A 22,735-nucleotide genomic window follows, 5' to 3' on the forward strand; every position below is an offset into this window, starting at 1 on the left:
GCTTGGCCAAGCGGGATCAATCGCGCGATCAGCGGAGCGGGTACACGGAGCGAAGCGCGCTGCTGCATGGCCAACAGCGGTGGCTTACCGCACGCGCTTGAGGGACTACGAAGTGCGCCTCCGGGGACGCGCTGGGGGCGCAGAGCTTGCAGGGCAAAAACGAAAAACCCCGCGGAACATGGCGTCCGGCGGGGAAATCGTTGTGCTGACTGCGCGCTTACTGACTGTGCCTTGTTGCGAGCCTACTGGCGGAGAGGGAGTCCGCTTTCCGCCAGTCCCACCAAGACCATTGCCGTCTCACAAACCATCCTCTAAGCCTTGTGGTTGCTGGCTTCTAGCCATTTCTTCGTCTCCTACCGTCCCTTGACGTATCGCTACATTGCGCGTATCTTGGCTACTTTTAGGCATACATTCCAGGCGAGGGAGAAAGACAAATGGGTGCTGAGGTGGTTGAAACAAGCAAGCCTGCAAAGCGGTCGCATGCCCTGCTCAGATTGAGCGCAGTGAACTTGGCGTCGCTTGGTCAAGGCTGGCACAGGGACGGGGGCGGACTCTACCTCTTTGTACGCGGCGCTAGCCGTGGCTGGGTGTTTCGGTACACAGACCCGGACGGCAAGCGGCGCAACATGGGCTTAGGTGGATTTCCTGCGGTCAAGCTGGCGGTCGCGAGGAAGGCCGCGGCAAAGCTTCAGGAACAAGTCAAGAACCCTCTTGACGCCAAGGACCCCATAGCCGACAAGCAAGCCACGCGCTTGAGGGCGAGACTTGAGAAGGCCAAGCTGACGACGTTCGCACAAGCAACAGCCGCATACATTGAGGCCAAGAGCCCCGAATGGTCGAACGTGAAGCATGTACAGCAATGGGAGAACACCCTCGCCACTTATGCCTTCCCTATCCTTGGGGAATTGCCAGTGGCGGCCGTTGATACCGCCCTGATCCAAAAAGTTCTGGCGCCGATCTGGACAGCGAAGACGGAAACCGCCAGCCGCGTGCGGGGGCGCATAGAAAGCGTCCTCGACTGGGCAACAACAAGCGGCTACCGTCAAGGCGACAATCCGGCAAGGTGGCGAGGGCACCTAGAGAATTTGCTAGCTGCGCCCAAGAAGGTGCGGGCAGTCGAACATCATGCAGCCCTGCCCTTCGCACAAATTGCCGGCTTCATCGCTGCGCTACGGCAACGCGAGGGCTTCGGAGCGCGAGCGCTTGAGCTTGCCGTCCTGACCGCTGCCAGGTCAGGCGAAATTCGCGGCGCGACTTGGGATGAATTTGACCTACCCGGCGCATGTTGGACGATTCCTGCTGGACGCATGAAGGCCAAGATCGAACACCGAGTGCCGCTATCAGGCGCCGCTATGGCACTGATCAAGACCCTGCCCCGCATCGCTGGCGCTGATCTGGTTTTCCCGAGCGCCAAGGGAAGCCCCCTCTCAGATGCCACGCTCGGCGCAGTCATCAAGCGCATGGGGTATGACGTCACAGCGCACGGCTTCCGCTCCTCATTCAGGGACTGGGCCGGCGAAGTGGCAACGGGACACGCTCGCGAGACGATCGAGCATGCCCTTGCCCACCAGTTGAAGGACAAGGCTGAAGCCGCCTATGCTCGCGGGACCATGTTCGATAAGCGCCGAGCCTTAATGGAAGACTGGGCTAGATACTGTGAAAGGGGCGACGAACCCAAGGTGCTTAAACTCGCAAAGTCCGCTTGATAAACCAAAGGCCCTATATAGGGCCTTTTTCAATATACATGTCCAGCGCTCCATATAATAAGCAATCCGTGCGGCTATAACCAACTGGACAGATACACAAGCCTTCAACACCTTTAACTAAGGCTCGTGACTCTGTACTAACCAGCCAGCCACACTATATATAATCCCCACTCGGCGCGATTTTTTCCACCATCTTTGCAGCGGGACGTATTGCGCCCCTGTGGGAATGAGGTTACAATTCATTTTCTTTGATGTGACGTACTTATTCAAAGCGCCATCGCTTTGGCGTGACATGAAGATGGCGAAACCAAACCCATAACCGCGACCATAACAAAAACAATAATATCGCGGGGCTTCGGAAATGACCGGGCTCCGGGATCAACTCACGGAGGTTCCCCATGCATCAAATGCTTTTTCGCTTGCCAGAAGTAGTGGACATCACCCAGCGCTCGAAAAGTCAGATCTACAGAGATGTGGCCGCCGGCAGTTTTCCCGCACCCGTAAAGATCGGCGCACGAGCGTCAGCATGGCGGGGTGAAGACGTCCAACTGTGGCTCAACGCTCTGAAGCCGTTGAGTAGGGAGGTAGCAGCATGAGCACCCATATCGCACTCGCTCGCGACCAGTTCCTAGGTATGGTTGAAGCCAACTCTATTGCAGCGCAGGCGGCGAAGTGGCTTGCAACGCTAGAAGCAGGCCCTGTTGCGGAGGAAGTCACGCCCAACGAGAGGGGGGCCACGCGCGTGGAGTTCCCCACTCCTCATATTGTCCACGTTGTCAGACAGGGGGGCAGGCCTTCATACCAGAGGGTGTTTGACACTTGGCAGGGCTTAACGGCACTCGGGTTGCTGAAGGGTCGCATGTACTGCAGGCCAGACCACCTGCCCGTCTATATCATTAGCGCTCACCACTACATGGCCATATGCGGTCGGCATCTTGGGGTTGGCCTGACTGTTGACGAGGCTGAGATCGCCTTGCACCTGCCGGGGGTCCTGTCAGAACCTTCCGCTCACGAGAGGCGCTGGACAGCTAACCAAAAAGCCCTTGTAGACGGAGAAGCCGATTAAGGCCAGGCATCCTTAATCGGCTTCGATTGCTGCTCGTCGGGAACTTCTGGATTGTCCTTCAGGCAGTGCGAATAGTCAAGGCAAACAAACAGTTAGGTGAGAAGGCTTGGCGTTGTATCGCACGCGACCAGGCACCGCCTGGGAGCTGTGCCAGCCCTGTGGAGGGCTGGCAAAATCCCGGAGCACTCCGGCATGAGTGCTTCCCTCGCCCATGATCGAGGACGCAAACCAGCCTACGCCCTCAGGGCATGCGATGTCCTTTCGTCGGGGACTATCAGTTATGACTTCAGCAATATGCACACCAGCACCAACAATTCTAGACGCAGCACTACTGTATGCAAAACACCTGCCCGGCAGGCTACTCCCAATTCGTGCCGGCCACAAAGCCACATGTTTGAAGGACTGGCCAAACGCGGCACGGACGGATCCCGGGCAGGTTGAGAAGTGGTTCGGCCAGCCCAGCAACATGGGCTTCATTCCTGACCGCGGGGTGTTCGTCTTGGACCTCGACTGCAAAGCCGACAAGAACGGATTCGACAGCATCGCCGAGCTTGAGGCAGAGTTCGGCGCCATGCCGCAGACATTGACCGCCACCACGCCTTCGGGCGGGGAGCACCGGTACTTTCGAGGGTCTGACCACCTGCCGTACAGGACCGCGGTCAATGTCTGTGGCCTGCCGGGGGTTGATCTTCGATGCGCACAGCGTCCTGATGGCACAGGCGCTGGTTACGTCGTCATGCCGCCGAGCAGCATACCTGCCGGCCAATACGCCTGGCTAAATTGGCCTGATATCAACGAAGCACCACACATCGCCGAGGCGCCCCGCTGGCTGGCGAACCTGGCGGCCGGCGCGGATCCCCGGAAGATGCGTGAGGCATCCAAGATGGCCGGCAAGCTGGTTGAGCGGGACCAGGACCAGGACCAGGACCAGGACCAGGACCAGGACCCGGACCGAGTCAAACACCTGGCCAGCGCCCTGCAGTTTCTCGATAGCGACCAGCGTGACCTCTGGATAAGCACGGGCCACGCTCTAAAGACTCTTGAGGACGACGCCGCGGGCCTTGACCTGTGGTTGAACTGGTCGGCTAGGTCAGACAAATTTGATCAGGCGGACGCTCGTAAACGCTGGGCTGAGTTCAAGCCTACCAAAACCCACTACCGCACCGTGTTCACGCTGGCGCAGTGCGCAGGCTGGGTCAATCCCGGCAGGGTTGCTGTAAGCATAAATAGCAAAGAAGTAGACGAAATTGCAGAGTTCAATACGAAGCATGCTGTAGTCATCACTGGTGGGACCGTATGCATTCTACGAGAAGGACTTAGCGAGTTCGGGGGCAGTGCAGTTAACTTCATGGCAAAGACATCGTTTTTAACATTTTACGAAAATAAAATATTCAAAGTGGAACGGGTTACACCGGACGGTAAGCTTCAAAAAAGGCACGTCCCCTTCGCTAAGGCGTGGCTGACGCACCCGAACCGCCGATCGCATGAAGGCGTCACATGCGCCCCTGCCGGCGACGTGCCAAACGGTTACTTCAACCTCTGGCGCGGGTTCGCTGTCGAGCCGTTGCCCTTGGGTGTTGCTCGCTCTGCATTTCGCTGCAAGCGCTTCCTGCATCACCTGAAATCCAATGTATGCCGCGGTAATAGATACCACTTCCGGTATTTATTGGCCTGGATGGCTGACATGATTCAGGACCCTATGCGGAAGAAAGGCGTGGCCATTGTACTGAGGGGCAAGAAGGGTACTGGCAAATCCACGCTTGCTGACGCCCTGCGCGCCCTACTCGGCGGCCATGCCTTTAAGGCTAGTAAATCTGAACACATAGTTGGCCGTTTCTCTGCCCACTTAGCCGATAAACTCCTGCTTGTTGCTGAGGAGTCGTTTTTCGCGGGATCTCATGCTGATATTGGCACTTTGAAGGATTTAATAACCTCAAACACCATCACTGTCGAGCCTAAGCACGTGGGGGCCTTCGAAATGCGATCCTGCCATCGCTTGATCATGCTGACTAACAGCGAATGGGCTGTGCCTGCTACTGAGGATGAGCGCCGGTTTTTTGTTCTGGATGTTGGCGAAGAACAGATTCAGAACACCGAGTATTTCGGCGCCATTGACCAAGAGTTGCGGGGGGATGGATTGAGGGCCTTGCTGACCTTGCTGCAGAAGTTTGATTTATCTGTGTGGAATCTTCGCAAAGTACCTCAGACTGAGGCGCTTAAGACCCAGAAGCGGCTGAGTCTGGAAGCTCACGACCAGTTTATCCTCGACTGCCTGGAAACCGAAGAAATCTGTGACCAAGCATGGGTTGCTGATGGGATGGGGGAGTATCCAAGTCCATTGAAACAGACCTTGTACGCGTCGTACGTGGCCTATGCCCGCGCTTCGTCAGTGCGCCCGATCTCTGCAAACCGGTTCGGCCCGGTCTTCGTCGCTAGAACAGGCGCGGAATCGTACCAGCCCTCAGGCGGGGACAGGAAGCGCCGATACCTCTTGCCCGACCCTGCGAAAGCATTGGGTCGGTTTCAGGGTCAGCTAGGCATCACCCCCGCTGAGTGGTACTAGGGCATCCTTTGGTCGGGGGTTCGCCTCCGCACACACCGATGAGCAGCCGCACAGATCGTTTTTTCGACCTGTGCGGCTGAAACCCTTGCCGTTACTGGGCTTCAGACTGTTCGAACACATGGAACACCTGGAACAGGCTTTTCTACCTAACATTGCCACGTTTTTTTTGGGAGGCTTGTGCGGGCAGGTGGTAGGGTGTGCAGTCGTAATTAGGGTAATTACCATAATTCTTCTTATTATTCTTATTTGATCTGTTCCATGTGTTCGGATAGGCTGAAGCCCAGTAAAGGCAAGGGTTTCAGGCCGCACATGTCAGGTTGAATGACCTGTGCGGCACCTGTGCGACCTGTGCGGGTTTAGATGGCACGAGCCCCCCCCCCCCCCCCCCCCCACCACCTGCCCGACAAGCCCGCCCGTCTCACCCCTCCTGTGCACTGGGGCATGGGCTCGGCGAACGCACCAGATATAGCTTGCACCCTTCTGGGTCACCCCTTATCTGGCGAGCCTCTTCTCTATCGAGCAGGTGCTCCTTCCTTGTCAGTACCTCTTCCTCCCTGTCTAAGATTAAACGCTTCCTCTCTTGAAGAGCCTTGGCGTTAGTTATGAGACTCTGCAAATCAGACCATAACTCAGTGTTCATTAGTTTTGCCAAAAACTTGTAGTTCATTTTCATTACTCCCTACTTGTTGTTAAATAATTTCCTGTTCAGCACCTTACACACCATCGAAGCACACCTGCACGCAATAGAACTCCCTTTATGGTTGTTGTAGGAATTCAGATTGGAACCTATCGCCGACTATCGGTCAATGATGACAAAAAGACCTATGAGTGTGCACCCACAGCACAACACGCCAATTTGTATATGTGCTGTTTGCATTACTTGACAGATCACCGGCATGTAGTTGGCTCTAAATTGGTGTGTATTAAGCAAAATCCATACCATTGACTTTGACCTTCACCGTAACCCACTGAATTAGCGGCGCAAATAATCTTTCCTTTCGATTATCTTTGTGTTAGCCTTAGGCTATCGAGAGTCAAGGTAACGATAGCATGTATCTATATGGCAACACCTGGCGCCAAATCCGCTACAAGCGGCTGGTCAAGTTCCCGTTGTGTGCCCTGTGCGCAGAACTTGGCGTGACGACCGCTGCCACCGTGGTAGATCACATCGTTCCACACCGCGGGAGCAAAGAGCTGTTCTTTGATTCCAGTAACCTTCAGACTCTCTGTGAGCACTGCCACAACTCACATAAGCAGCGGCAAGAGAAGAGCGGCACGCTATTGGGTTGCGACGCTGAAGGAAATCCGCTGGACGCAATGCACCCTTGGTTTAGGCAGCCCGTAGAGTGAAACCACAGGTGGCAGCCGAAGACGTTACTAAGCTGTTCGATTATCTGGCGAGCGGCATGCTTGTGTGGCGTGAGGACCGAGGACCCCGTGCACGTGCTGGCCAGATTGCTGGCCACTTGCGCAAGGACGATTCAGCGCACGTCATTACGATTAATGCCAGAAAAACCACCCGGGCCCGGTTGGTGTGGGCCTGGCATCACGGGAGATGGCCAAAAGCATGCCTTTGGCATAAGAACAGACAAGCCACTGATGACCGTATTGAGAACCTGCACGAGATTAGCGACCTTGAGTTCCACATGGCCGTGGGGATGCGCGCTGAGCGGTTGCTACCACCCGGAGTAGTGCCCGTGCCGTGTGGTTTTCAAGCGATTGCGCATCACTGCTACGCAGGCACCTACAAGGCCGCTGACGAGGCGCACGAGGCATACAAGGCTGCGCACATAGAACGCTATGGCAGCGCCTCACCTTGGGCCACGGGGGGCTCTCAAATGTCATTCCTAAATGAGAACTATTCAGCGCCCACGGAGTCTTTTTTAGCCCCGAACGGAAGTCAGCCTGGGATTCCTCAGGGGCAGAAGTCATGAGAACTCAATCGAACAGCGCCAAGTTCGCGCTTGAAGTGTCGGCCAGCCTGAAAGAACCCCTGCCCGGACCTCAGCGCCCCCTGCCCGCACAGGCCATGCGCTATTGGCCTGCCATCGTGACCGCCAAGAGGCGCACCGCCTGGACTGACCTGGACCTGGCCATGGCCGAGAACCTGGCCCTTGATCTCGCCACAATAGACGAATTAACCGCTGACATCGCACGCGATGGCCAGATCCTGACGGACAACCGTGACCGCAAGTACGCCAACCCTGCAACAACCCTGCTCGATAGGACGACCAGACGAGCAGCGAATACTGCACGCGTCCTGCAAGTTGATGCCGGATCCACGACGGGCAAGGCTGACCACCAGGGCAAGAAGAACGAAGCTGCCCGCGACCTCGCCCAGAAGATCGAAGCTACCCCTGACCTTATCGCGAGGGTGAAGTAATGACCCGCGGGGATCGCGTGATCGCGTTCATAGAGCAGTACTGCCGCGTACCTGAGGGCGCGCTGGTGGGATCCCCGATACGGCTCGAACCGTTCCAAGTCGATTTCCTCACCTCCATATATGACAACCCGGCAGGCACAAAAAAGGCCTTGCTCACCATCGCGCGGAAGAATGGCAAAACCGCTCTTATCGCATGTCTGGTCCTGGTTCACCTGGTTGGCCCGGAGGCCAAGCAGAACAGCCAGATAATTTCCGGCGCCATGAGCCGGGAGCAGGCCAGCATCGTCTTCAACCTGACCGCGAAAATGGTCCGGTTGAATTCGGAACTCACCGACCTGGTGCGCATCGTGGACAGCCGCAAAGAACTGTACGGCCTGCCCGTGGGTGTGCAGTACAAGGCGATAGCAGCCGAAGGCAAGACAGCACACGGCCTATCACCTGTGCTCGCCATACTTGACGAAATCGGTCAGGTATCTGGCCCCCGCTCACCCTTTGTCGATGCCATCACGACAAGTCAAGGCGCACACGAAAACCCGCTGCTGATCGCGATCAGCACGCAGGCTGCCGACCCCGCAGACCTGTTCAGCATATGGCTGGACGACGCATCGGAAAGCGGGGACCCCCGCATCGTCTCGCACCTCTATACCGCCCCAATGGACGCCAAACTTGACGACCCTGAGGCGTGGAAAGCAGCGAACCCGGCCCTGGGCATTTTCCGCAGCCTGTCCGACGTAGAGCAACAGGCCCTTGAGGCTAAACGTATGCCTTCGGCCGAGGCTACGTTTCGCAACCTCGTACTGAATCAGCGTGTGGCGCTCACCTGCCCGTTTATGTCCCGCTCGGTGTGGGAAGCCTGCGCCCAGCCTGCAGAGCCCCTTGATGGCCTGGAAGTGTTCGGTGGCCTGGACCTGTCAGCAAGGACCGACCTGACCGCGTTCGTCCTGATAGGCCGCGATGCCGAAGGCATCTGGCACGTGCACCCGCATTTTTGGACACCTGCAAAAGGGCTGTCCGAACGCGCTCATAGGGACCGCCAGCCGTACCCGCTGTGGCGTGACCAGGGCTACCTGCGTACGACGCCGGGGGCCTCTGTCGATTACGCAGTCGTCGCCCAAGACATTGCCGAAATCATCGACGGGCTAGAGGTGAGGGGCATTGCCTATGACCGTTGGCGCATTGACCTGATGCGCGCGGAGTTCGACAAGATCGGAATCGAGGCACCACTGGTTGAATGCGGCCAAGGCTTTAAAGACATGACACCGGCACTTGATAGCGCAGAGTCCGAATTCTTGAACCTGCGCGTACAACACGGAGGGCACCCCGTCCTGACCATGAACGCATCGGGCGCAAAAGTCACACGCGACCCGGCCGGCAACAGAAAACTTGACAAGTCCGAAGCTGGAAGCCGAATCGACGGAATGGTGGCCACCTGCATGGCGTTTGGCTTGGCCAGCAAGGCAATCGAGGCCATCAAGGTCCCCACTTACCAAATGATGTTTATCTAATATGAATAAAGCCTTCACCCAACTAACCATCAAGTCCTTTGACCAGACAGAAGGCCTCCTGCGCGGCATCGCCACGACGCCGGCAACCGACAAAGTCGGGGACATCGTGGAGCCTCTCGGCGCGCAGTTCTCGCTGCCAATACCGCTGCACCATGAACACGACCGAAAAGACGTTGTGGGTCAGGTTATCGAAGCAGTCGCGACCGCCGAAGGAATCGAGTTCACAGCACGCGTGGCCAAGGATCTGAGCGATCAAATCGCCGAGGTATGGCGCCGCGTGAGTGGGGGCCTGATCAAGTACGTGTCAGTCGGATTTCGGCCGATCGCATCTGAATCCATCGCAGGCGGTACAGGCACCCGCTTTACTCAATGGGCATGGGACGAGTTGTCGCTGACGACAATCCCGGCAAACCCGCACGCAGCCATCCTGGCAACAAAAAGCAGTAACAACCTTTCAATTAGCATGGTACCCAAAATGAATATTGCAGAACAAATCCAGCAGTTCGAAGTGAAGAAGTCCGCGGCCCTGGCCAGCATGGACGGCCTGATCTCCAAGGGCATCACCCTTGCGGACGAGGATGACGCCGCATACCAGGCGCACGAAGCTGAAGTGGCCCAGATTGACAAACACCTTGCCCGGCTGAAGCAAGCAGAAACCCGCGGCGCACAAGCCGCACTGCCCGTCGGTGTCCAGTCTATCCAGGTTGTCGACAATGCCCCCAAGGGCACCGACTTCGTGCGCTACACCAAGGCCCTGGCCCTGAGCCGCGGCAACCCCTTGATGGCTGTCGAAGTCGCCAAAAACCTGAACTACGGCCCCCGCGTCGAAAACGTGCTCAAGGCTGCTGTTGCTGCCGGGACCACGACCAGCGCCGACTTCACCTCGCTGATTCAACCGCAAATGATGACCAGCGAGTTTATTGACCTGCTGCGCCCGAACTTGATCGTCTCGAAAATGAGCCAAGTTCGCAACGTGCCGATGAACATCAAAATGCCGCGTACGAGTACCGGCACGACGTCGGGTTGGGTTGGCGAAGGCAAGCCAGCGCCGATCACCAACGCTGCATTTACCGACCTTTCCATCGGCGAGCATAAACTCGGCGCCATCGCGGTATTCACCGAGGAACTTCTCCGACGCAGTGAGCCGGCCGCCGAGGCCATGGTAACAAACGATCTGATCAACACCGTAGCGACTGCCATTGACGCTGCCTTTATCGACCAGTCCAACGCGGGCGTGGGGGGTGTCAAACCAGCATCAATTGCCAATGCCGCAACGACCGCCGCCACGGCTGGCCCGACCGCCGCCAATGTCCGCACCGACGTTAAAGCCGCCTATCTCAACGCCTCAACGGCCAATCAGCCCTTGTCGTCCGCGGTGTGGGTTATGCACCCGGCAACTGCCCTGGCTCTGTCGATGATGACGAATGCCACCACCGGCCTACGTGAATTCCCTGGCGTTGATTTCGTGACCGGCGGCACGTTCGAAGGCCTGCCCGTTATTATCTCAACGAGTGTCCCCGGCAGTGCGGGAACGGGCTATGACGTGGTCCTGGCCGTGCAGAACGAGATCCTCCTGGCCGAGGGCGGGCTGAGCATCGACGCATCGCGCGAAGCATCGCTCGAAATGAACGACGCACCGACCAACAACAGCGCAACGCCGACAGCAACGACCCTGGTGTCGCTCTGGCAGTCGGGTTCTGTGGCGATCAAAGCGATTCGCGGCATCACCTGGACGCGTCGCCGTCCGACTGCCGTTTATCGTATCAGCGCCTGCAAGTACGCCTAAGTAGAGAAATGGGGCGGGTTTAACCCCGCCCCGCATGAAGGCTTGAAATGAAGATATTCGGACTCGAACTGAGCATTAAGAAGGCACTAAGCCCTGTCTACTCCGGGGGTGCCAGCAATTCATGGTTCCCGGTCATTAGCGAGAGCAGTGCAGGCGCTTGGCAGCGTGGTGAAACCATTGAGGCGCAGACTGCCCTGGCACATTCGGCAGTCTTCGCCTGTGTCTCACTGATCGCTTCCGATATAGGAAAGCTGCCTGTCCGCTTCACGGAGCGCAAAGAAGGTTATTGGGCGCCCCTTGATCATGACTATGATCAACTCACCAGAAAGCCAAACATCTACCAGAACCGCACCCAGTTGTTCAGCGAGTGGATTAGCTCGAAGCTACTGCACGGCAATAGCTACGTGCTCAAGACTCGCAATAACCTGGGTGTCGTCCAGGCCCTACGAGTCCTTGACCCCAAAGCCGTTACCCCTGTCGTAAGTGATGATGGCGCGGTGTACTACCGCCTGAAGTCCAACGCCCTCGCCGGCATTCCCCTGGATGTAACCGTTCCCGCACGTGAGATTATCCACGACCGTGGATTTACGCCGTTTCACCCTCTTGTCGGTGTAAGTCCGCTTGCCGCTGCAGGCCTAGCCGCTGAGCAGGCCCTGAGTATTCAGCAGGGTAGTAACAAGTTCTTTCAGAATGGCAGCCGACCAGGTGGAATCCTGACCGCCCCCGGAACCATTACCACCGACACAGCCGACCGGTTGAAGGCTCACTGGCAAGACAATTTCACTGGGGACAAAGCAGGCAAGGTGGCGGTGCTTGGTGATGGCCTACGCTACGAGGCACTGGCTATCAGCGCCATTGACTCTCAACTGATTGAACAACTGAACTACACGGCACAGGATGTATGCCGCGCGTTTCACGTCCCAGCATGGAAAATCGGCGCAGGACCTGCCGCTCCATATAGTGGTGTGGAAGCAATGAACCTTGCTTACTACTCGGACTGCCTTCAAGCGTTGATCGAGAACCTAGAGCTGGCCCTTGACGATGGCCTGAACCTGCCCCCGAACCAGCGCACCGAGCTGGACCTGGACCAGCTTCTGCGCATGGATACCACCACACGGTATGCAGCCTATAGCAGCGCCATAGGCGGGGGTTGGATGGCGCCAAACGAAGCACGCCGCAAGGAGTCACTACCACCTGTTGAAGGTGGGGACGCCTGCTACCTGCAGCAGCAGTACTACAGCCTTGACGAATTGAACGCCCGTAAATCGCAGGGGAACCCGGCATGATTTACTTGACCGAAGCACGCCGCCACTTGCGTATTGATGGCACACAGGACGACGCCGAGATTGAACAAAAGCTATTAGTCGCCAAAACATTGGTAGTGGCTTATATCGGCTATCAGTATGGCGATTATGAGGACCTCGTAGATTTATCCTACGAATTGGTCCATGCGGACCCACAGTCACCAGCCGCACGGCGCTTGAGGCATATAGAGACGCTTGACGCTGCCATCTTGCTGGTTCTGGGCGATCTTTGGCAGAACCGCGAGTCAGGGTCAGGTAACCCACTCAGTGCATCTGTTGTGAATCTCTTGAACCTGTTCCGGGAACCTACCTATGCATAAAACACCCCTAGAAGCAGGGCGCCTCAAGCACCGCATTGTTATCGAGGCACCGACAAGGACCCAGAACCCGGCAACGGGTGAAGTAACGACAACCTGGTCCCCCGTGGCGACCGTGTTCGCCAGTATCGAGCCGCTGTCAGTCAAGGACTTCATCGCCGCAAACACGCAAAAAAGCAAGCTCAGCACGCGCATCGTGATTCGCTATCGGTCGGGGTTGAATACCTCCATGCGGTTGGTTGGCCCTGACGGCACGATCTACACGCCCGCAGGCTTCCTCGCTGATGCAGGCACCGGCCGGGAATATCTGACCGTCCCCTGCGCAACCACCAACTAGGACGATAGCATGTTGACCGTCAACAAAGCCGACCTGGAATCGCTGAACCAGCGCCTGAAGGAAATGAGCGCGAAGGCAGGCAAGACAGCCGTGCGCCAAGCTGCACGCAAAGCCATGGCACCTGTCCGTGCGCAAGTCCAGGCCAACGCCCCTGAGGATCTGACGGAGCCGGATGCTGTCCGCATCAAGTCATCCACGGCCCTGTTCACCAATTGGAAGGGCAGCACCCTCTACGCGAGAGTCGGCATCAAGGGCGGGGCCAAGAAGAACCCTGAGACACCATTCTACTGGCGCATGCATGAGTTCGGCACGAAGTCACTTCCAGCGCGCCCATTCATGGGTCCGGCCCTTGAGGCAAACGCTCAGGAAGTTCTCGACACGGTTGCTGAAGAACTGAGAAAGAAGATCTTCGGATGAACCTGTTCTCGCTCGTAAGCACTGACCCCACCTGCACGGCCCTCCTGGGATCCCCATTCACCAGGTTTTTTGAGTTTGGTACCGCGCCAACGCTTGAGGACGTGCCATACGCCACCTGGCAAGAGATACAGGGCACGCCATTCAACGTGGTTGAGGGTGCGCCAAGCACTGACATGGTCAAAGCCCAGATCGACGTATGGGCCTCGTCCGCATCGGAAGCCCGTGAGGTCAGTCGGGCTATCAGGCGCGCCATAGACATGTCAAGCACCATCACCTTCTATTCCAACACCTGGGATGAGGAATCGAACCTCTACCGGACACTTCTGCACTGCTCATTCGCAAAGGATATATGACATGAACCTCGAACAACTTCGCACCGCTGGCGGCTTCATTCCCCTCGAACCGGTCAAGGTGCCCGTCGCCTGGAAGGGTAACGACTTCGACGTCTATATTCGCCAACTGTCGTTTGGTGACGTTGAGCGCCTGACCTCGGCTGAGAACTCGACCGTGGCCCTGATCGCAGCATCCGTCCTGCTGGGTGACGATAAAACACCCCTGGCCGCGGCCGACGCTGAACGCCTCAATGTCTCGCTGGCGACCAAGCTGCTCGAAGCAATCAACCTGGTGAACGCGGGGGGCGACCCAAAAAACTGACGCCCGCCGACGAGCTATGGCTGGAAATGGCCATGACCTTGGGCGGGACCGTTCAGGAACTGAAGCAGCGGATGACGTACAGGGAAGCGCTGCAGTGGTTTGCTTACCGAGCGAAGCATGGCGGCGTCGGTGCGTCACGCATGACCTACCTGCTAGGCTGCATCGCGACCATGACCAACCATGCCGCGGGCGGCAAGGCAGAACTACATGACTTCCTGCCCGGCCTGCCTGGCAGGGAGGTGAGTGCTGACCAATTCATGAATTACATCATCGCGCATTTTGAGCGTTGAAGGGCTAGAGAAAAACTATGGGGACTAAAAGCCTCGGCACATTGTCACTTGACCTGATCGTTCAAACGGGGGGCTTCGAATCCGGCATGGACAAGGCTGCCCGTGTAGCCGACGCCCAAACCAAAAAGATGGAACGACTCGCCCAAGAGCGTGCCAAGGGCATAGAGTTGGCCTTCGGCAACATCGTGAAGGGGGTCGCAGGCGGGCTTGCAGCAGTGCTTGGTGCATCCACCTTCGCGGGCATGATCAAGGGCTCTATCGACGCCGCCGACGCCCTGGCCAAGCTGTCAGCACGCACTGGTGAGTCGGTCGAGAACCTGTCGAAGTTGCAATATGCCGGCAGCCTGGCAGATGCCAGCACCGAGGATCTGCAGCAAAGCCTGGGTCGCCTCAACAAGGTCATGGGCGAGGCTGCGGACGGATCCAAAGAAGCAACGGCTGCGCTGGCACGGTTCGGCGTCAAGGCAGGCGATACGCTGGGCGAGGCGTTCAGCAAAATTGCTGAACGCGTCAAGAACACGACAGATCAAACGCGCATCGCCAGCGCGCTGAATGACGTTCTCGGCCGTTCGTTCGACAAGCTGTTGCCCCTGCTGAAAGGCGGCGCGGATGGCCTCAAGGAGGCTGGTGACGAGGCTGAGCGCCTGGGCATCGTGATCGACACCACCACGTCGAAGGCTGCAGAGCGCTTCAACGACAGCCTTACGCGCATTCAGACAAATGTCATAGGTGCGTCACGCTCGCTGATTAACCCCCTGATACCCTCGCTTGATGAGGCAGCCGGCCGCATGCAGCAGGCTGCTGAAAAGGGCCGGGGCCTGGAGGCCGTATTCATCGCACTTGGCGCCCTGGCCAAGATCCCCTTTGACGTGGCGCTGGGCTCTGTGGATCTCTCGTACCAAGGGCAAGTCAAAGAACTTGAAGCAACGCTGAAAGGGCTTCAACAGAAAGCCAAGCGGGCCGACGGCGCCGACGGAGGGCTGCTCAATGAGTGGGTATATGGCAAGAAGGGCGAATTCGACAAGCAAATCGAAATAACCAAAAACCAACTTGAATCGCTGAAGAAGTATGGCGACAGGCTAAAGGCCATGCCTGGTGACGAAGGCCAACCACAAGGCCCCGGCATCCTGCCTGCCGAGAATGAGAAGCCAAAGCCGAAGACAGGCGGCAACCGCACCGCCAAAGCGATTGACGATGGTCAGCGCCTGGTCGATCAACTCCGTGACCAGGTACGCGCCACGCAGGAACTCAGCGAGGTAGAAAAGCTGGAACTCGCCATCGCAGACGGCAAGTACAGGACCGCCACAGCCGGCAATCTCACGCTGGCCCGCAGCTACGCCGAGACGCTGGACGCCATCAAGGCCAGCAAGATTGCTGCCGAGGAAGAATCCGACGTACAGCGGCAGCGCCTGGCAGTGTTTGCTGAAGGGCAGCGCGTGTTCGAGTCAGTGCGCACGCCGGTTGAAGCGCTAGACGCCGAGATTGCTAAACTGCTCGACTTGCTCAACGCAGGCGCCATCAGCATGGACACCTTCGGCAGGGCCGCTTCGCAAGCTGGCGAGGGCTTCATCGATATGGCCAACAAGGCGAATGAAACCGGCGACGTGATGGACGAGTTCGCCAAGTCGGCTGCCACGAACATGCAGAGCGCCTTCGCCGACTTCCTCTTCGACCCGTTCAAGGACGGCATGAGCGGCATGCTCAAGAGCTTTGGCAACACCATCAAGCGGATGATTGCCGAGGCGGCCGCTGCCGATCTCGGCAAGCGGCTGTTCGGCGACTTGAGCAAAGGTGGTCTAGGTACTGGTTGGCTAAGCGGGCTGTTCGGCGACTTGAGCAAAGGTGGTCTAGGTACTGGTTGGCTAAGCGGGCTGACCAAGCTTATCCCCAACGCTGATGGTGGAGTCTATCGCTCGCCGAGCCTGTCGCAGTATTCCGGGCAGGTGGTCACCACTCCCCGGCTGTTCGCCTTCGCCAATGGCGCCGGCCTGATGGGTGAGGCTGGCCCTGAAGCTGTCATGCCCTTGTCGCGGGACAGCGCTGGCCGGTTGGGTGTGAAGGCGTCTGGTGAAGCGCAAGCTATCAACATCACTGTCAACGTCAACGGCAACAGCAATGCGCCGGACGTGCGCCGGTCGGCCGCCCAAGGTGCCCGCGAGGGTCTGGCCGCATTCCGTGGTGCACGGCGCTACGCATAAGAGGTTGCGATCACTGCGCCATACAGGCTTCCAGAATGTTGCGGTAGGCCAGTTGTTCCGAGTAGGCCCCTCCAATCACCCCGGTGCCACCGTAGAAGTTCTTACCGGCCGTGGCTTTCGTTGCCTCGAACTTGCATTGCCGCAGTTTTGGTGAGTCGGGGTACTGGGGCTGTGCCACACAGCCGGCCAGCGCGAGTAGGAGAATCAGGCTTGTTGTTTTCATTGTGACCATCCCTAGTGAAAGGAGGGTCACTTTACATCAGACCACAGGCATACGGGGGTTCATGCGCAGGGCCTGGTGAATGGCGGTCAGGTCCCTGGTCACGCGGTGACGTAACCAAGGCCGTGCCCCTTGCCCGCTGCCACCAAAACACAGCAGGCCTACTTTTAGGCATACATCTTTTTTTGACTAGGCTGTAAGCCTTGCTACTGCTAGCCTACTGGCGGAGAGGGAGGGATTCGAACCCTCGGTAGGCTCACACCTACGCCTGATTTCGAGTCAGGTACATTCGGCCACTCTGCCACCTCTCCGACGGGGCGCAATGTTAGCACAAGAAGCGCCGCATGATGCGCCGGCGGCAATATTCTTCGCGCTGCCCGAAGCGCGCTGTCGGCGCTCTCCATGCGGCCTGCTCACGAATCGCCGATGCGCTCCAGCCCCCCCATGTAGGGACGCAGGACGGCGGGGACGCTGATGCTGCCGTCGGGGTGCTGGAAGTTTTCCATGATCGCCACCAGCGTCCGTCCGACGGCCAGGCCCGAGCCGTTGAGGGTATGCACCAGTTCCGTCCGGTTGCGCTCGTTGCGGTAGCGTGCCTGCATGCGGCGGGCCTGGAAGGCGCCGAAGTTGGAGCACGACGAGATCTCGCGATAGGCGTTCTGCGCCGGCAACCAGACTTCCAGATCGTAGGTCTTGGTCGCCGAGAAGCCCATGTCGCCGCTACACAGGGTGACGCGCCGGTACGGCAGTTCGAGCATTTCGAGGATGGTTTCGGCGTGGCCGGTGAGTTCTTCGTGCGCCGCCAGCGAGGCTTCGGGAGCGACGATCTGCACCAGCTCGACCTTGTCGAACTGGTGCTGGCGGATCATGCCGCGCGTATCGCGACCGTACGATCCGGCTTCGGAGCGAAAACACGGCGTATGGCAGACGAGTTTGAGCGGCAGCGCGTCGGCGGAGAGAATCTCGCCGCGAACGATGTTCGTCACCGGCACTTCGGCGGTCGGGATCAGATACAGCGGCTCGGCGTCGGCGCGCATGATCTTGAACAGGTCTTCCTCGAATTTCGGCAACTGTCCGGTACCGTGCAGGCTGGCGGCGTTGACCAGATACGGCGCGTACACCTCGGTATACCCATGCTCGACGGTATGCGTGTCGAGCATGAACTGGGCAAGCGCACGATGCAGGCGCGCCAGTTGCCCGCGCAGCAATGAAAAGCGCGTGCCGGCGATCTTCGCCGCGGTGGCGAAATCGAGCTGGCCGAGCGCTTCGCCGAGATCGACGTGATCCTTGACGGCAAAGTCAAAGGCGCGCGGCGCCCCCCAGCTCCTGACTTCGACGTTGTCGGCTTCCGATTTGCCGATCGGCACGCTCTCGTCCGGCAGGTTGGGGAGCACGGCCAGGAAGGCGTCGAGTTCCTGGAGCAGGTCGCCGAGACGAAGCTCGTTGGCTTCCAGTTCGCTCTTCAGCGCCGCCACCTGGGCCATCACCGGCGCGGCGTCTTCGCCGCGGCCCTTGAGCATGCCAACCTGTTTGGAGAGGCTGTTGCGGCTGGCCTGCAGGTCCTGGGTACGGGTCTGCAGCGTCTTGCGCTCGCTTTCGAGGCTCTGGAAAGTCGTCTTGTCGAGCACGAAACCGCGCGTTGCCAGGCGCTCGGCGAGGGCGTCGATGTCGCTGCGCAGGTGTTGGATGTCGAGCATGCTCAGTCCTCAGCTTGGCGATCGCGCTGCGCGCTTCCGCCCTCTTCCGCTGCTCGCGCAGGTCGCCGGAACGGCTGCGCGCGAGCGAAATGATGTTGTGGTCGGCCGCTAGGCCTGGTCGGTGTCGTCTCTCTTTTCCTTCGCCCGGCGATCGAGCGCGCGCAACTGCGCAAGCTTTTCACCGATCCGGATTTCAAGCCCACGCTCGACCGGTCGGTACCACTCGACGACCGGCATGCCTTCCGGGAAATAGTTCTCGCCGGCGGCGTAGGCGTCGGCCTGGTCGTGCGCGTAGCGGTAGTCCTTGCCGTAGCCGAGCGTCTTCATCAGCCGCGTCGGCGCGTTGCGCAGGTGAACCGGTACCGGCCGCGAAGCGTCTGCGGCGATGAAACTCCGCGCCGCATTATACGCGAGGTAGGCGGCGTTCGACTTGGCGGCCATGGCCAGGTAGAGCACCGCTTCGGCAAGCGCCAGCTCGCCTTCCGGCGAGCCCAGGCGTTCGAAAGTCTCGGCGGCGTCGAGGGCAATGCGTGCCGCGCGCGGGTCGGCCAGGCCGATGTCTTCCCAGGCCATGCGCACGACGCGGCGCGCCAGGTAGCGCGGGTCGGCGCCGCCGTCGAGCATGCGGCAGAACCAGTACAGCGCGGCGTCGGGAGATGAACCGCGCACCGCCTTGTGCAACGCCGAAATCTGGTCGTAGAAAGCGTCGCCGCCCTTGTCGAAACGCCGCAGGTTCTGGGCCATGGTGGTGTCGACGAAAGCGCCGTCGATCGTCGTCACGCCGGCCGTCGAGGCGGCGGTGGCGAGCTGTTCGAGGTGGTTGAGCAGGCGTCGCGCGTCGCCGTCGGCGAGGCCGATCATACGCGCGCGGGCGTCTTCGTCGAAACTGTGCTCGGGCAGCACCTGCGCGCGGGCGCGTTCGAGGAGTTGCCCGATCTCCTCGCTGGAGAGGAGCTGCAGCACATAGACGGCGGCGCGTGAGAGGAGCGCCGAGTTGACTTCGAAGGACGGGTTCTCGGTCGTGGCACCGACAAAGGTCAGCAGCCCGCCTTCGACATAGGGCAGGAAAGCGTCCTGCTGTGCCTTGTTGAAGCGATGCACTTCATCGACGAAGAGAATCGTGCGCCGGCCGTTGTGCGCGCGCGTCAGCTCGGCGCGGGCGACGGCCTCGCGAATCTCCTTGACCCCCGAGAAGACCGCCGAGAGTGCGATGAAGTCGGCGTCGAAGGCGTCGGCCATCAGCCGCGCCAGCGTCGTCTTGCCGACCCCGGGCGGGCCCCAGAGGATCATGCTGTGCAATTGCCCGGAACGAAAGGCCATCTCCAGCGGCTTGCCGGCGGCGAGCAGATGCGCCTGTCCGATGACCTCGGACAGGCTGCGTGGACGCAGACGCTCGGCCAGCGGTGCGTCGGAACGCTTCTCGGCAAACAGGTCGTTCATTTCTCTTTTCACGTCGGTCGCGGGCGTGCGTCGGCGTGCGGGCAACGCCCATGCCGACGACCAACGCATGCTAGCAGCTTTTCCGGATCACGCTCGCGGCGGCCGCGCGGCAACCCGATAGCACTGATTCATCGATGCCGTGAAATTACTCACGGAGCGGGTGGCCAGCCAACGCTATCTTTCGTCCATCACTTCCAGAGCACGCAAAGCAGGGATGCATCGGATGAGCGAACAGAAAACACGCAGCAAAGCAGACCGCCGCAAGCACGATATCGGTCCGCCCGGGAAAACGCCAGAACGCCGTCACAAGGCCGAGCGACGCTTACCGGAACTCACGGACATGCCCTTCGAAGAGTTCGAGGCGGAACTGGCGGTCCTGGGCAAACAGGCTTCCTTATTCTTACGTATTTCTTCCAGTGGGTGAAGTGACACCACGTCGCTGGTGTCATGCTCGGAATCGCGCTAGACCTTGCTGCTGCGCTGTAGCAAGGGCGTGCTGAGGGCCGCAACTGACCCTCCCGCAAGATGAAAGCCGAGCATTTGACCGGGTGCAATGCCCGGTCTTTTTTTGCCCGGATTTCAGGCAGCGACGCGTCAACCGGCGGCAAGGATGCGGCGCCGCTGCCCGCCCGCCGGCGAATAGCCGGGAGCCAAACTGTAGTGCACCGGGCTCGGCGCTTGGTCAGGAAACAGGCTGGTGGGCGTCGAAAACCGATTGTTCGAGCTCGCTGAATGCTTCGCCCACGTACAGACCCAGGCGCTCGAGGTTGGGCAGTTCGTCGCTGGCAATCAGGCCGAAGACTAGCTGGCCGGCGTAGCTGAACAGGGTGATGTTGAGGAGATTTCCGGCTGGTAGCGTGCTGATCGGGTGCAGTTCCTCCATTCGGGCGCCTTTGAGGTACAGGAACTCGGGCGGCCCGGGAATATTGGAGACCAGCGTATTGCCGATCGGCGGCAGCCGTTCGCTGAGCCCCAGCATCTCGGCGAGCTGCGCAACGACGCCGGTGATCAGCGTGTAGGACTCGATCGCGTCGGGTGCGACGCTGTCGATCATCGAGCGCACATTGCGCAGGGAAAAACCGATATTGCGCAGGCGCACATAGGGGTCGTCGGTGGGCGCCGACAATTCGACCGGGATGATGCCGATCTTGTTGCCGGTGCCGTGTTCGCCGACCTTGCGCAGGTTGACCGGCATCTGGATGGTGATCGACCTGGCCAGCGCAACGCCTTCATCGTGCAGATAGCGGTGCAAAGCGCCATCGAGACAGGTCAGGGCGACATGGTTCAGCGTCGAACGCGTCCGGGCGCAGACCTCCTTGACACGCACCATGGTCACGCTGGCCGTCGCAAACTGCCGACCGGCGGTCACCTGCCCGGTCAGCGGCGTGTTGCCGTCGGCGACAAAAGGCAGTGAAATGGCGTTCTTGGTCAGCTTGGCGCCTTCCAGCGCGAGCATCGCGGCCAGGCGAGCGATTCCCAGCAAGCGCTGGCCGGCACCCGCGAGGTCGCCAAGCAGGGACTGCGTCACCTTCGCCTTGAGCCGATTCCGCTTGCTGTCGGCGGTAGCGTGGCGAACCGACCACAGCGGCCGCAGTTCAAGATCGCTCGCCGTCGAGGCCAGCGAATCGGCGGCCCAGCGCACCATCGTCACGCCATCGGCGCTCGCATGATGCATCTTGACGTAGATGGCAAAACGCCGTTCGCTCAGGCCGTCGATAAGGTGCACTTCCCATAGCGGTCGCGAACGGTCGAGCATCGGTTGATGCAGCTCGGAAACCAGCCGATAGAGTTCCGGCCGGCCATTGTGGCCGCGCCGCAGCCGGTGTTGGAAGAGGTGTTGATCGAGGTCGACGGCGTCGCTCTCCCGCCAGGTCGGCATGCCGGTAAGCGAGAAGTGGATGATGCGGTTGAACGGCGCCTGGACGTCGCTGCAGCTGAGCAGCTCCCGGTACAGATCCGCGACAAAGCTGGCCGGCGACCTGGCGGGCCGCTTGTAGATCATCAAGCCGCCGACATGTTTCGGGCTGGCCGCCGATTCGGCGACGAAGAAGGCGAGATCGAGCAATGACAGTTTGTTCATCGAGGCACTCTTCTTCCTTCGTGTGCTCTGCGCCGAGACACCAATGGGCGGCGGCCCCGATGGCCACCTTCGGCGCCTGCAAGCGGCAAGGATACAACATCGAACAGCCGCCACTTTAGAGGAAAACACCCAGGTATTTAGTGTGTGCCCTCTAGCGATCGTCGCTAGACTCGCTTTTGTCAGCTGCACTGGCAGTTGCAGGAAATTTCACGTCCCGTCGGACAAAGGAGAAACGAAATGAGCAAGAGACAGACGACATTGGTCGATCGCCCTGGCAACGAGCAATTTCTTGCCGGCGCTCAGGAATCGGTGCGCAAGTTGTGGCTGTGTGGCCTTGGCGCCTACTCGCTGGCCAGCAGGACCAGCGCCCGGGCGTTTGCAACGCTGGTCGAGGAAGGCAAGGCCCTGCGCCCGAAAGCACGGCGGCAGATCAAGCAAACCTCGGCTGAACTGGTGAGCACGGCCAACGAGAGCTTTGATCGTGGCGAACGGCTGTTCAGGGATCGCTTGCTGCAGCCACTGAACTTCATGGTTCTGGCCAGCAAGCGCGATGTCCAGCATCTCGCCGCTCGCCTTGGCCAGCTGACCACCGAGGTGCGCAAGCTGACCCGCAGCGATGACGCGCCGGCGGTGAGCAAAAGCGTCGCCAAAGCAAGCGCCAAGCCAGCCGTCAGGCCGGCGGCCGGGTCAGCGCCGGTCAGCGAAGACGCAGCGACCATGCTCGGCGCTTCCTGAGCACCAACGTCCGGCGGCTGCCCGCTGGGCCGGCAAG

At 59.5% G+C, this 22,735-nt stretch carries 22 protein-coding genes and 1 tRNA gene; 18 read left to right on the forward strand and 5 right to left on the reverse strand.

The window, feature by feature from the left end; all coding sequences use genetic code 11:
- The first annotated feature begins 434 nt into the window (after positions 1–434).
- The 16 genes from QZ634_RS05905 to QZ634_RS05975 all read left to right on the forward strand — a co-directional run bounded on the left by QZ634_RS05905 (position 435) and on the right by QZ634_RS05975 (position 16,526).
- Positions 435–1,706 (forward strand): site-specific integrase, encoded by a 1,272-nt coding sequence (locus tag QZ634_RS05905; RefSeq protein WP_291986364.1) that lies wholly within the window; start codon positions 435–437, stop codon positions 1,704–1,706.
- Between the two features lie 407 nt (positions 1,707–2,113).
- Complete coding sequence (locus tag QZ634_RS05910) at positions 2,114–2,302, forward strand: AlpA family phage regulatory protein (RefSeq protein ID WP_291988038.1); 189 nt, start codon at positions 2,114–2,116, stop codon at positions 2,300–2,302.
- A gap of 750 nt (positions 2,303–3,052) precedes the next feature.
- Positions 3,053–5,335, forward strand: a complete 2,283-nt coding sequence (locus tag QZ634_RS05915) for a bifunctional DNA primase/polymerase (RefSeq protein ID WP_291986366.1) — start codon at positions 3,053–3,055, stop codon at positions 5,333–5,335.
- A 1,050-nt stretch (positions 5,336–6,385) separates the two neighbouring features.
- Positions 6,386–6,685, forward strand: a complete 300-nt coding sequence (locus tag QZ634_RS05920) for an HNH endonuclease signature motif containing protein (RefSeq protein WP_291986368.1) — start codon at positions 6,386–6,388, stop codon at positions 6,683–6,685.
- A 56-nt stretch (positions 6,686–6,741) separates the two neighbouring features.
- Entirely contained in the window at positions 6,742–7,269 is a 528-nt protein-coding gene (locus tag QZ634_RS21510) for an HNH endonuclease (protein ID WP_366145378.1), read from the forward strand.
- Positions 7,270–7,430: 161 nt separating this feature from the next.
- A complete protein-coding gene (locus tag QZ634_RS05925; protein WP_291986370.1) occupies positions 7,431–7,718 on the forward strand; it encodes a hypothetical protein in 288 nt (95 codons plus the stop codon).
- Entirely contained in the window at positions 7,718–9,223 is a 1,506-nt protein-coding gene (locus QZ634_RS05930; protein ID WP_291986372.1) for a terminase TerL endonuclease subunit, read from the forward strand. The genes QZ634_RS05925 and QZ634_RS05930 overlap by 1 nt, the downstream gene beginning before the upstream one ends.
- A 1-nt stretch (position 9,224) precedes the next feature.
- Positions 9,225–11,009 (forward strand): phage major capsid protein, encoded by a 1,785-nt coding sequence (locus QZ634_RS05935; protein ID WP_291986374.1) that lies wholly within the window; start codon positions 9,225–9,227, stop codon positions 11,007–11,009.
- Between the two features lie 47 nt (positions 11,010–11,056).
- The gene (locus QZ634_RS05940) at positions 11,057–12,295 is read left to right on the forward strand and encodes a phage portal protein (protein WP_291986376.1); all 1,239 of its coding nucleotides are present in this window, start codon (positions 11,057–11,059) and stop codon (positions 12,293–12,295) included.
- Positions 12,292–12,633, forward strand: coding sequence for a head-tail connector protein (locus QZ634_RS05945; protein ID WP_291986378.1), 342 nt, complete (start codon positions 12,292–12,294; stop codon positions 12,631–12,633). Before QZ634_RS05940 ends, QZ634_RS05945 begins: the two co-directional genes overlap by 4 nt.
- Complete coding sequence (locus tag QZ634_RS05950) at positions 12,626–12,967, forward strand: phage head closure protein (RefSeq protein WP_291986380.1); 342 nt, start codon at positions 12,626–12,628, stop codon at positions 12,965–12,967. The genes QZ634_RS05945 and QZ634_RS05950 overlap by 8 nt, the downstream gene beginning before the upstream one ends.
- Positions 12,968–12,976: 9 nt before the next feature.
- On the forward strand, positions 12,977–13,384 hold the full coding sequence (locus QZ634_RS05955; RefSeq protein ID WP_291986382.1) for an HK97-gp10 family putative phage morphogenesis protein: 408 nt from the start codon (positions 12,977–12,979) through the stop codon (positions 13,382–13,384).
- Positions 13,381–13,737 carry a DUF3168 domain-containing protein gene (locus tag QZ634_RS05960; RefSeq protein ID WP_291986384.1) on the forward strand — a complete coding sequence of 119 codons (357 nt, stop codon included), beginning with the start codon at positions 13,381–13,383 and terminating at the stop codon, positions 13,735–13,737. The genes QZ634_RS05955 and QZ634_RS05960 overlap by 4 nt, the downstream gene beginning before the upstream one ends.
- A gap of 1 nt (position 13,738) precedes the next feature.
- On the forward strand, positions 13,739–14,038 hold the full coding sequence (locus QZ634_RS05965) for a phage tail assembly chaperone family protein, TAC (protein WP_291986386.1): 300 nt from the start codon (positions 13,739–13,741) through the stop codon (positions 14,036–14,038).
- 26 nt (positions 14,039–14,064) lie between these two features.
- Positions 14,065–14,328: a hypothetical protein gene (locus QZ634_RS05970; protein WP_291986388.1), complete on the forward strand. Its 264-nt coding sequence runs from the start codon at positions 14,065–14,067 to the stop codon at positions 14,326–14,328.
- An 86-nt stretch (positions 14,329–14,414) separates the two neighbouring features.
- A complete protein-coding gene (locus QZ634_RS05975; protein ID WP_291986389.1) occupies positions 14,415–16,526 on the forward strand; it encodes a hypothetical protein in 2,112 nt (703 codons plus the stop codon).
- 10 nt (positions 16,527–16,536) lie between these two features.
- Here QZ634_RS05975 and QZ634_RS05980 read toward each other — a convergent pair whose 3' ends face one another.
- The 4 genes from QZ634_RS05980 to QZ634_RS05995 form a co-directional block, all read right to left on the reverse strand.
- The gene (locus tag QZ634_RS05980) at positions 16,537–16,749 is read right to left on the reverse strand and encodes a hypothetical protein (protein WP_291986391.1); all 213 of its coding nucleotides are present in this window, start codon (positions 16,747–16,749) and stop codon (positions 16,537–16,539) included.
- Between the two features lie 218 nt (positions 16,750–16,967).
- Positions 16,968–17,057, reverse strand: a tRNA-Ser gene (locus QZ634_RS05985).
- Positions 17,058–17,159: 102 nt separating this feature from the next.
- On the reverse strand, positions 17,160–18,443 hold the full coding sequence (serS, locus tag QZ634_RS05990) for a serine--tRNA ligase (RefSeq protein WP_291986393.1): 1,284 nt from the start codon (positions 18,441–18,443) through the stop codon (positions 17,160–17,162).
- Between the two features lie 108 nt (positions 18,444–18,551).
- Positions 18,552–19,883, reverse strand: a complete 1,332-nt coding sequence (locus QZ634_RS05995; protein WP_291986395.1) for a replication-associated recombination protein A — start codon at positions 19,881–19,883, stop codon at positions 18,552–18,554.
- A gap of 223 nt (positions 19,884–20,106) precedes the next feature.
- Between QZ634_RS05995 and QZ634_RS06000 the strand changes: the two genes are divergently transcribed.
- Complete coding sequence (locus tag QZ634_RS06000; RefSeq protein ID WP_043564602.1) at positions 20,107–20,307, forward strand: hypothetical protein; 201 nt, start codon at positions 20,107–20,109, stop codon at positions 20,305–20,307.
- Between the two features lie 258 nt (positions 20,308–20,565).
- On the opposite strand, the gene QZ634_RS06005 is transcribed toward QZ634_RS06000, so the two are convergent.
- Positions 20,566–21,963, reverse strand: a complete 1,398-nt coding sequence (locus QZ634_RS06005) for a wax ester/triacylglycerol synthase family O-acyltransferase (protein ID WP_291986396.1) — start codon at positions 21,961–21,963, stop codon at positions 20,566–20,568.
- Positions 21,964–22,200: 237 nt separating this feature from the next.
- Between QZ634_RS06005 and QZ634_RS06010 the strand changes: the two genes are divergently transcribed.
- On the forward strand, positions 22,201–22,698 hold the full coding sequence (locus QZ634_RS06010; RefSeq protein ID WP_291986399.1) for a phasin family protein: 498 nt from the start codon (positions 22,201–22,203) through the stop codon (positions 22,696–22,698).
- Positions 22,699–22,735 lie beyond the last annotated feature (37 nt).

It is taken from the genome of Candidatus Accumulibacter sp. ACC007, assembly GCF_907163205.1.
Classification (GTDB): Bacteria; Pseudomonadota; Gammaproteobacteria; order Burkholderiales; family Rhodocyclaceae; genus Accumulibacter; species Accumulibacter regalis.

What these genes read in the sequence shown, in the direction of transcription:
- QZ634_RS06010 (WP_291986399.1), top strand. Translation starts at nt 22,201, where the DNA reads ATGAGCAAGAGACAGACGACATTGGTCGATCGCCCTGGCAACGAGCAA.
- QZ634_RS05925 (WP_291986370.1), top strand. Translation starts at nt 7,431, where the DNA reads ATGGCCGAGAACCTGGCCCTTGATCTCGCCACAATAGACGAATTAACC.
- QZ634_RS05975 (WP_291986389.1), top strand. Translation starts at nt 14,415, where the DNA reads ATGGACAAGGCTGCCCGTGTAGCCGACGCCCAAACCAAAAAGATGGAA.
- QZ634_RS06000 (WP_043564602.1), top strand. Translation starts at nt 20,107, where the DNA reads ATGAGCGAACAGAAAACACGCAGCAAAGCAGACCGCCGCAAGCACGAT.
- QZ634_RS05945 (WP_291986378.1), top strand. Translation starts at nt 12,292, where the DNA reads ATGATTTACTTGACCGAAGCACGCCGCCACTTGCGTATTGATGGCACA.
- QZ634_RS05960 (WP_291986384.1), top strand. Translation starts at nt 13,381, where the DNA reads ATGAACCTGTTCTCGCTCGTAAGCACTGACCCCACCTGCACGGCCCTC.
- QZ634_RS05965 (WP_291986386.1), top strand. Translation starts at nt 13,739, where the DNA reads ATGAACCTCGAACAACTTCGCACCGCTGGCGGCTTCATTCCCCTCGAA.
- QZ634_RS05930 (WP_291986372.1), top strand. Translation starts at nt 7,718, where the DNA reads ATGACCCGCGGGGATCGCGTGATCGCGTTCATAGAGCAGTACTGCCGC.
- QZ634_RS21510 (WP_366145378.1), top strand. Translation starts at nt 6,742, where the DNA reads ATGCTTGTGTGGCGTGAGGACCGAGGACCCCGTGCACGTGCTGGCCAG.
- QZ634_RS05955 (WP_291986382.1), top strand. Translation starts at nt 12,977, where the DNA reads ATGTTGACCGTCAACAAAGCCGACCTGGAATCGCTGAACCAGCGCCTG.
- QZ634_RS05920 (WP_291986368.1), top strand. Translation starts at nt 6,386, where the DNA reads ATGTATCTATATGGCAACACCTGGCGCCAAATCCGCTACAAGCGGCTG.
- QZ634_RS05970 (WP_291986388.1), top strand. Translation starts at nt 14,065, where the DNA reads ATGGCCATGACCTTGGGCGGGACCGTTCAGGAACTGAAGCAGCGGATG.
- QZ634_RS05980 (WP_291986391.1), bottom strand. Translation starts at nt 16,749, where the DNA reads ATGAAAACAACAAGCCTGATTCTCCTACTCGCGCTGGCCGGCTGTGTG.
- serS (WP_291986393.1), bottom strand. Translation starts at nt 18,443, where the DNA reads ATGCTCGACATCCAACACCTGCGCAGCGACATCGACGCCCTCGCCGAG.
- QZ634_RS05935 (WP_291986374.1), top strand. Translation starts at nt 9,225, where the DNA reads ATGAATAAAGCCTTCACCCAACTAACCATCAAGTCCTTTGACCAGACA.
- QZ634_RS06005 (WP_291986396.1), bottom strand. Translation starts at nt 21,963, where the DNA reads ATGAACAAACTGTCATTGCTCGATCTCGCCTTCTTCGTCGCCGAATCG.
- QZ634_RS05950 (WP_291986380.1), top strand. Translation starts at nt 12,626, where the DNA reads ATGCATAAAACACCCCTAGAAGCAGGGCGCCTCAAGCACCGCATTGTT.
- QZ634_RS05910 (WP_291988038.1), top strand. Translation starts at nt 2,114, where the DNA reads ATGCTTTTTCGCTTGCCAGAAGTAGTGGACATCACCCAGCGCTCGAAA.
- QZ634_RS05915 (WP_291986366.1), top strand. Translation starts at nt 3,053, where the DNA reads ATGACTTCAGCAATATGCACACCAGCACCAACAATTCTAGACGCAGCA.
- QZ634_RS05940 (WP_291986376.1), top strand. Translation starts at nt 11,057, where the DNA reads ATGAAGATATTCGGACTCGAACTGAGCATTAAGAAGGCACTAAGCCCT.
- QZ634_RS05995 (WP_291986395.1), bottom strand. Translation starts at nt 19,883, where the DNA reads ATGAACGACCTGTTTGCCGAGAAGCGTTCCGACGCACCGCTGGCCGAG.
- QZ634_RS05905 (WP_291986364.1), top strand. Translation starts at nt 435, where the DNA reads ATGGGTGCTGAGGTGGTTGAAACAAGCAAGCCTGCAAAGCGGTCGCAT.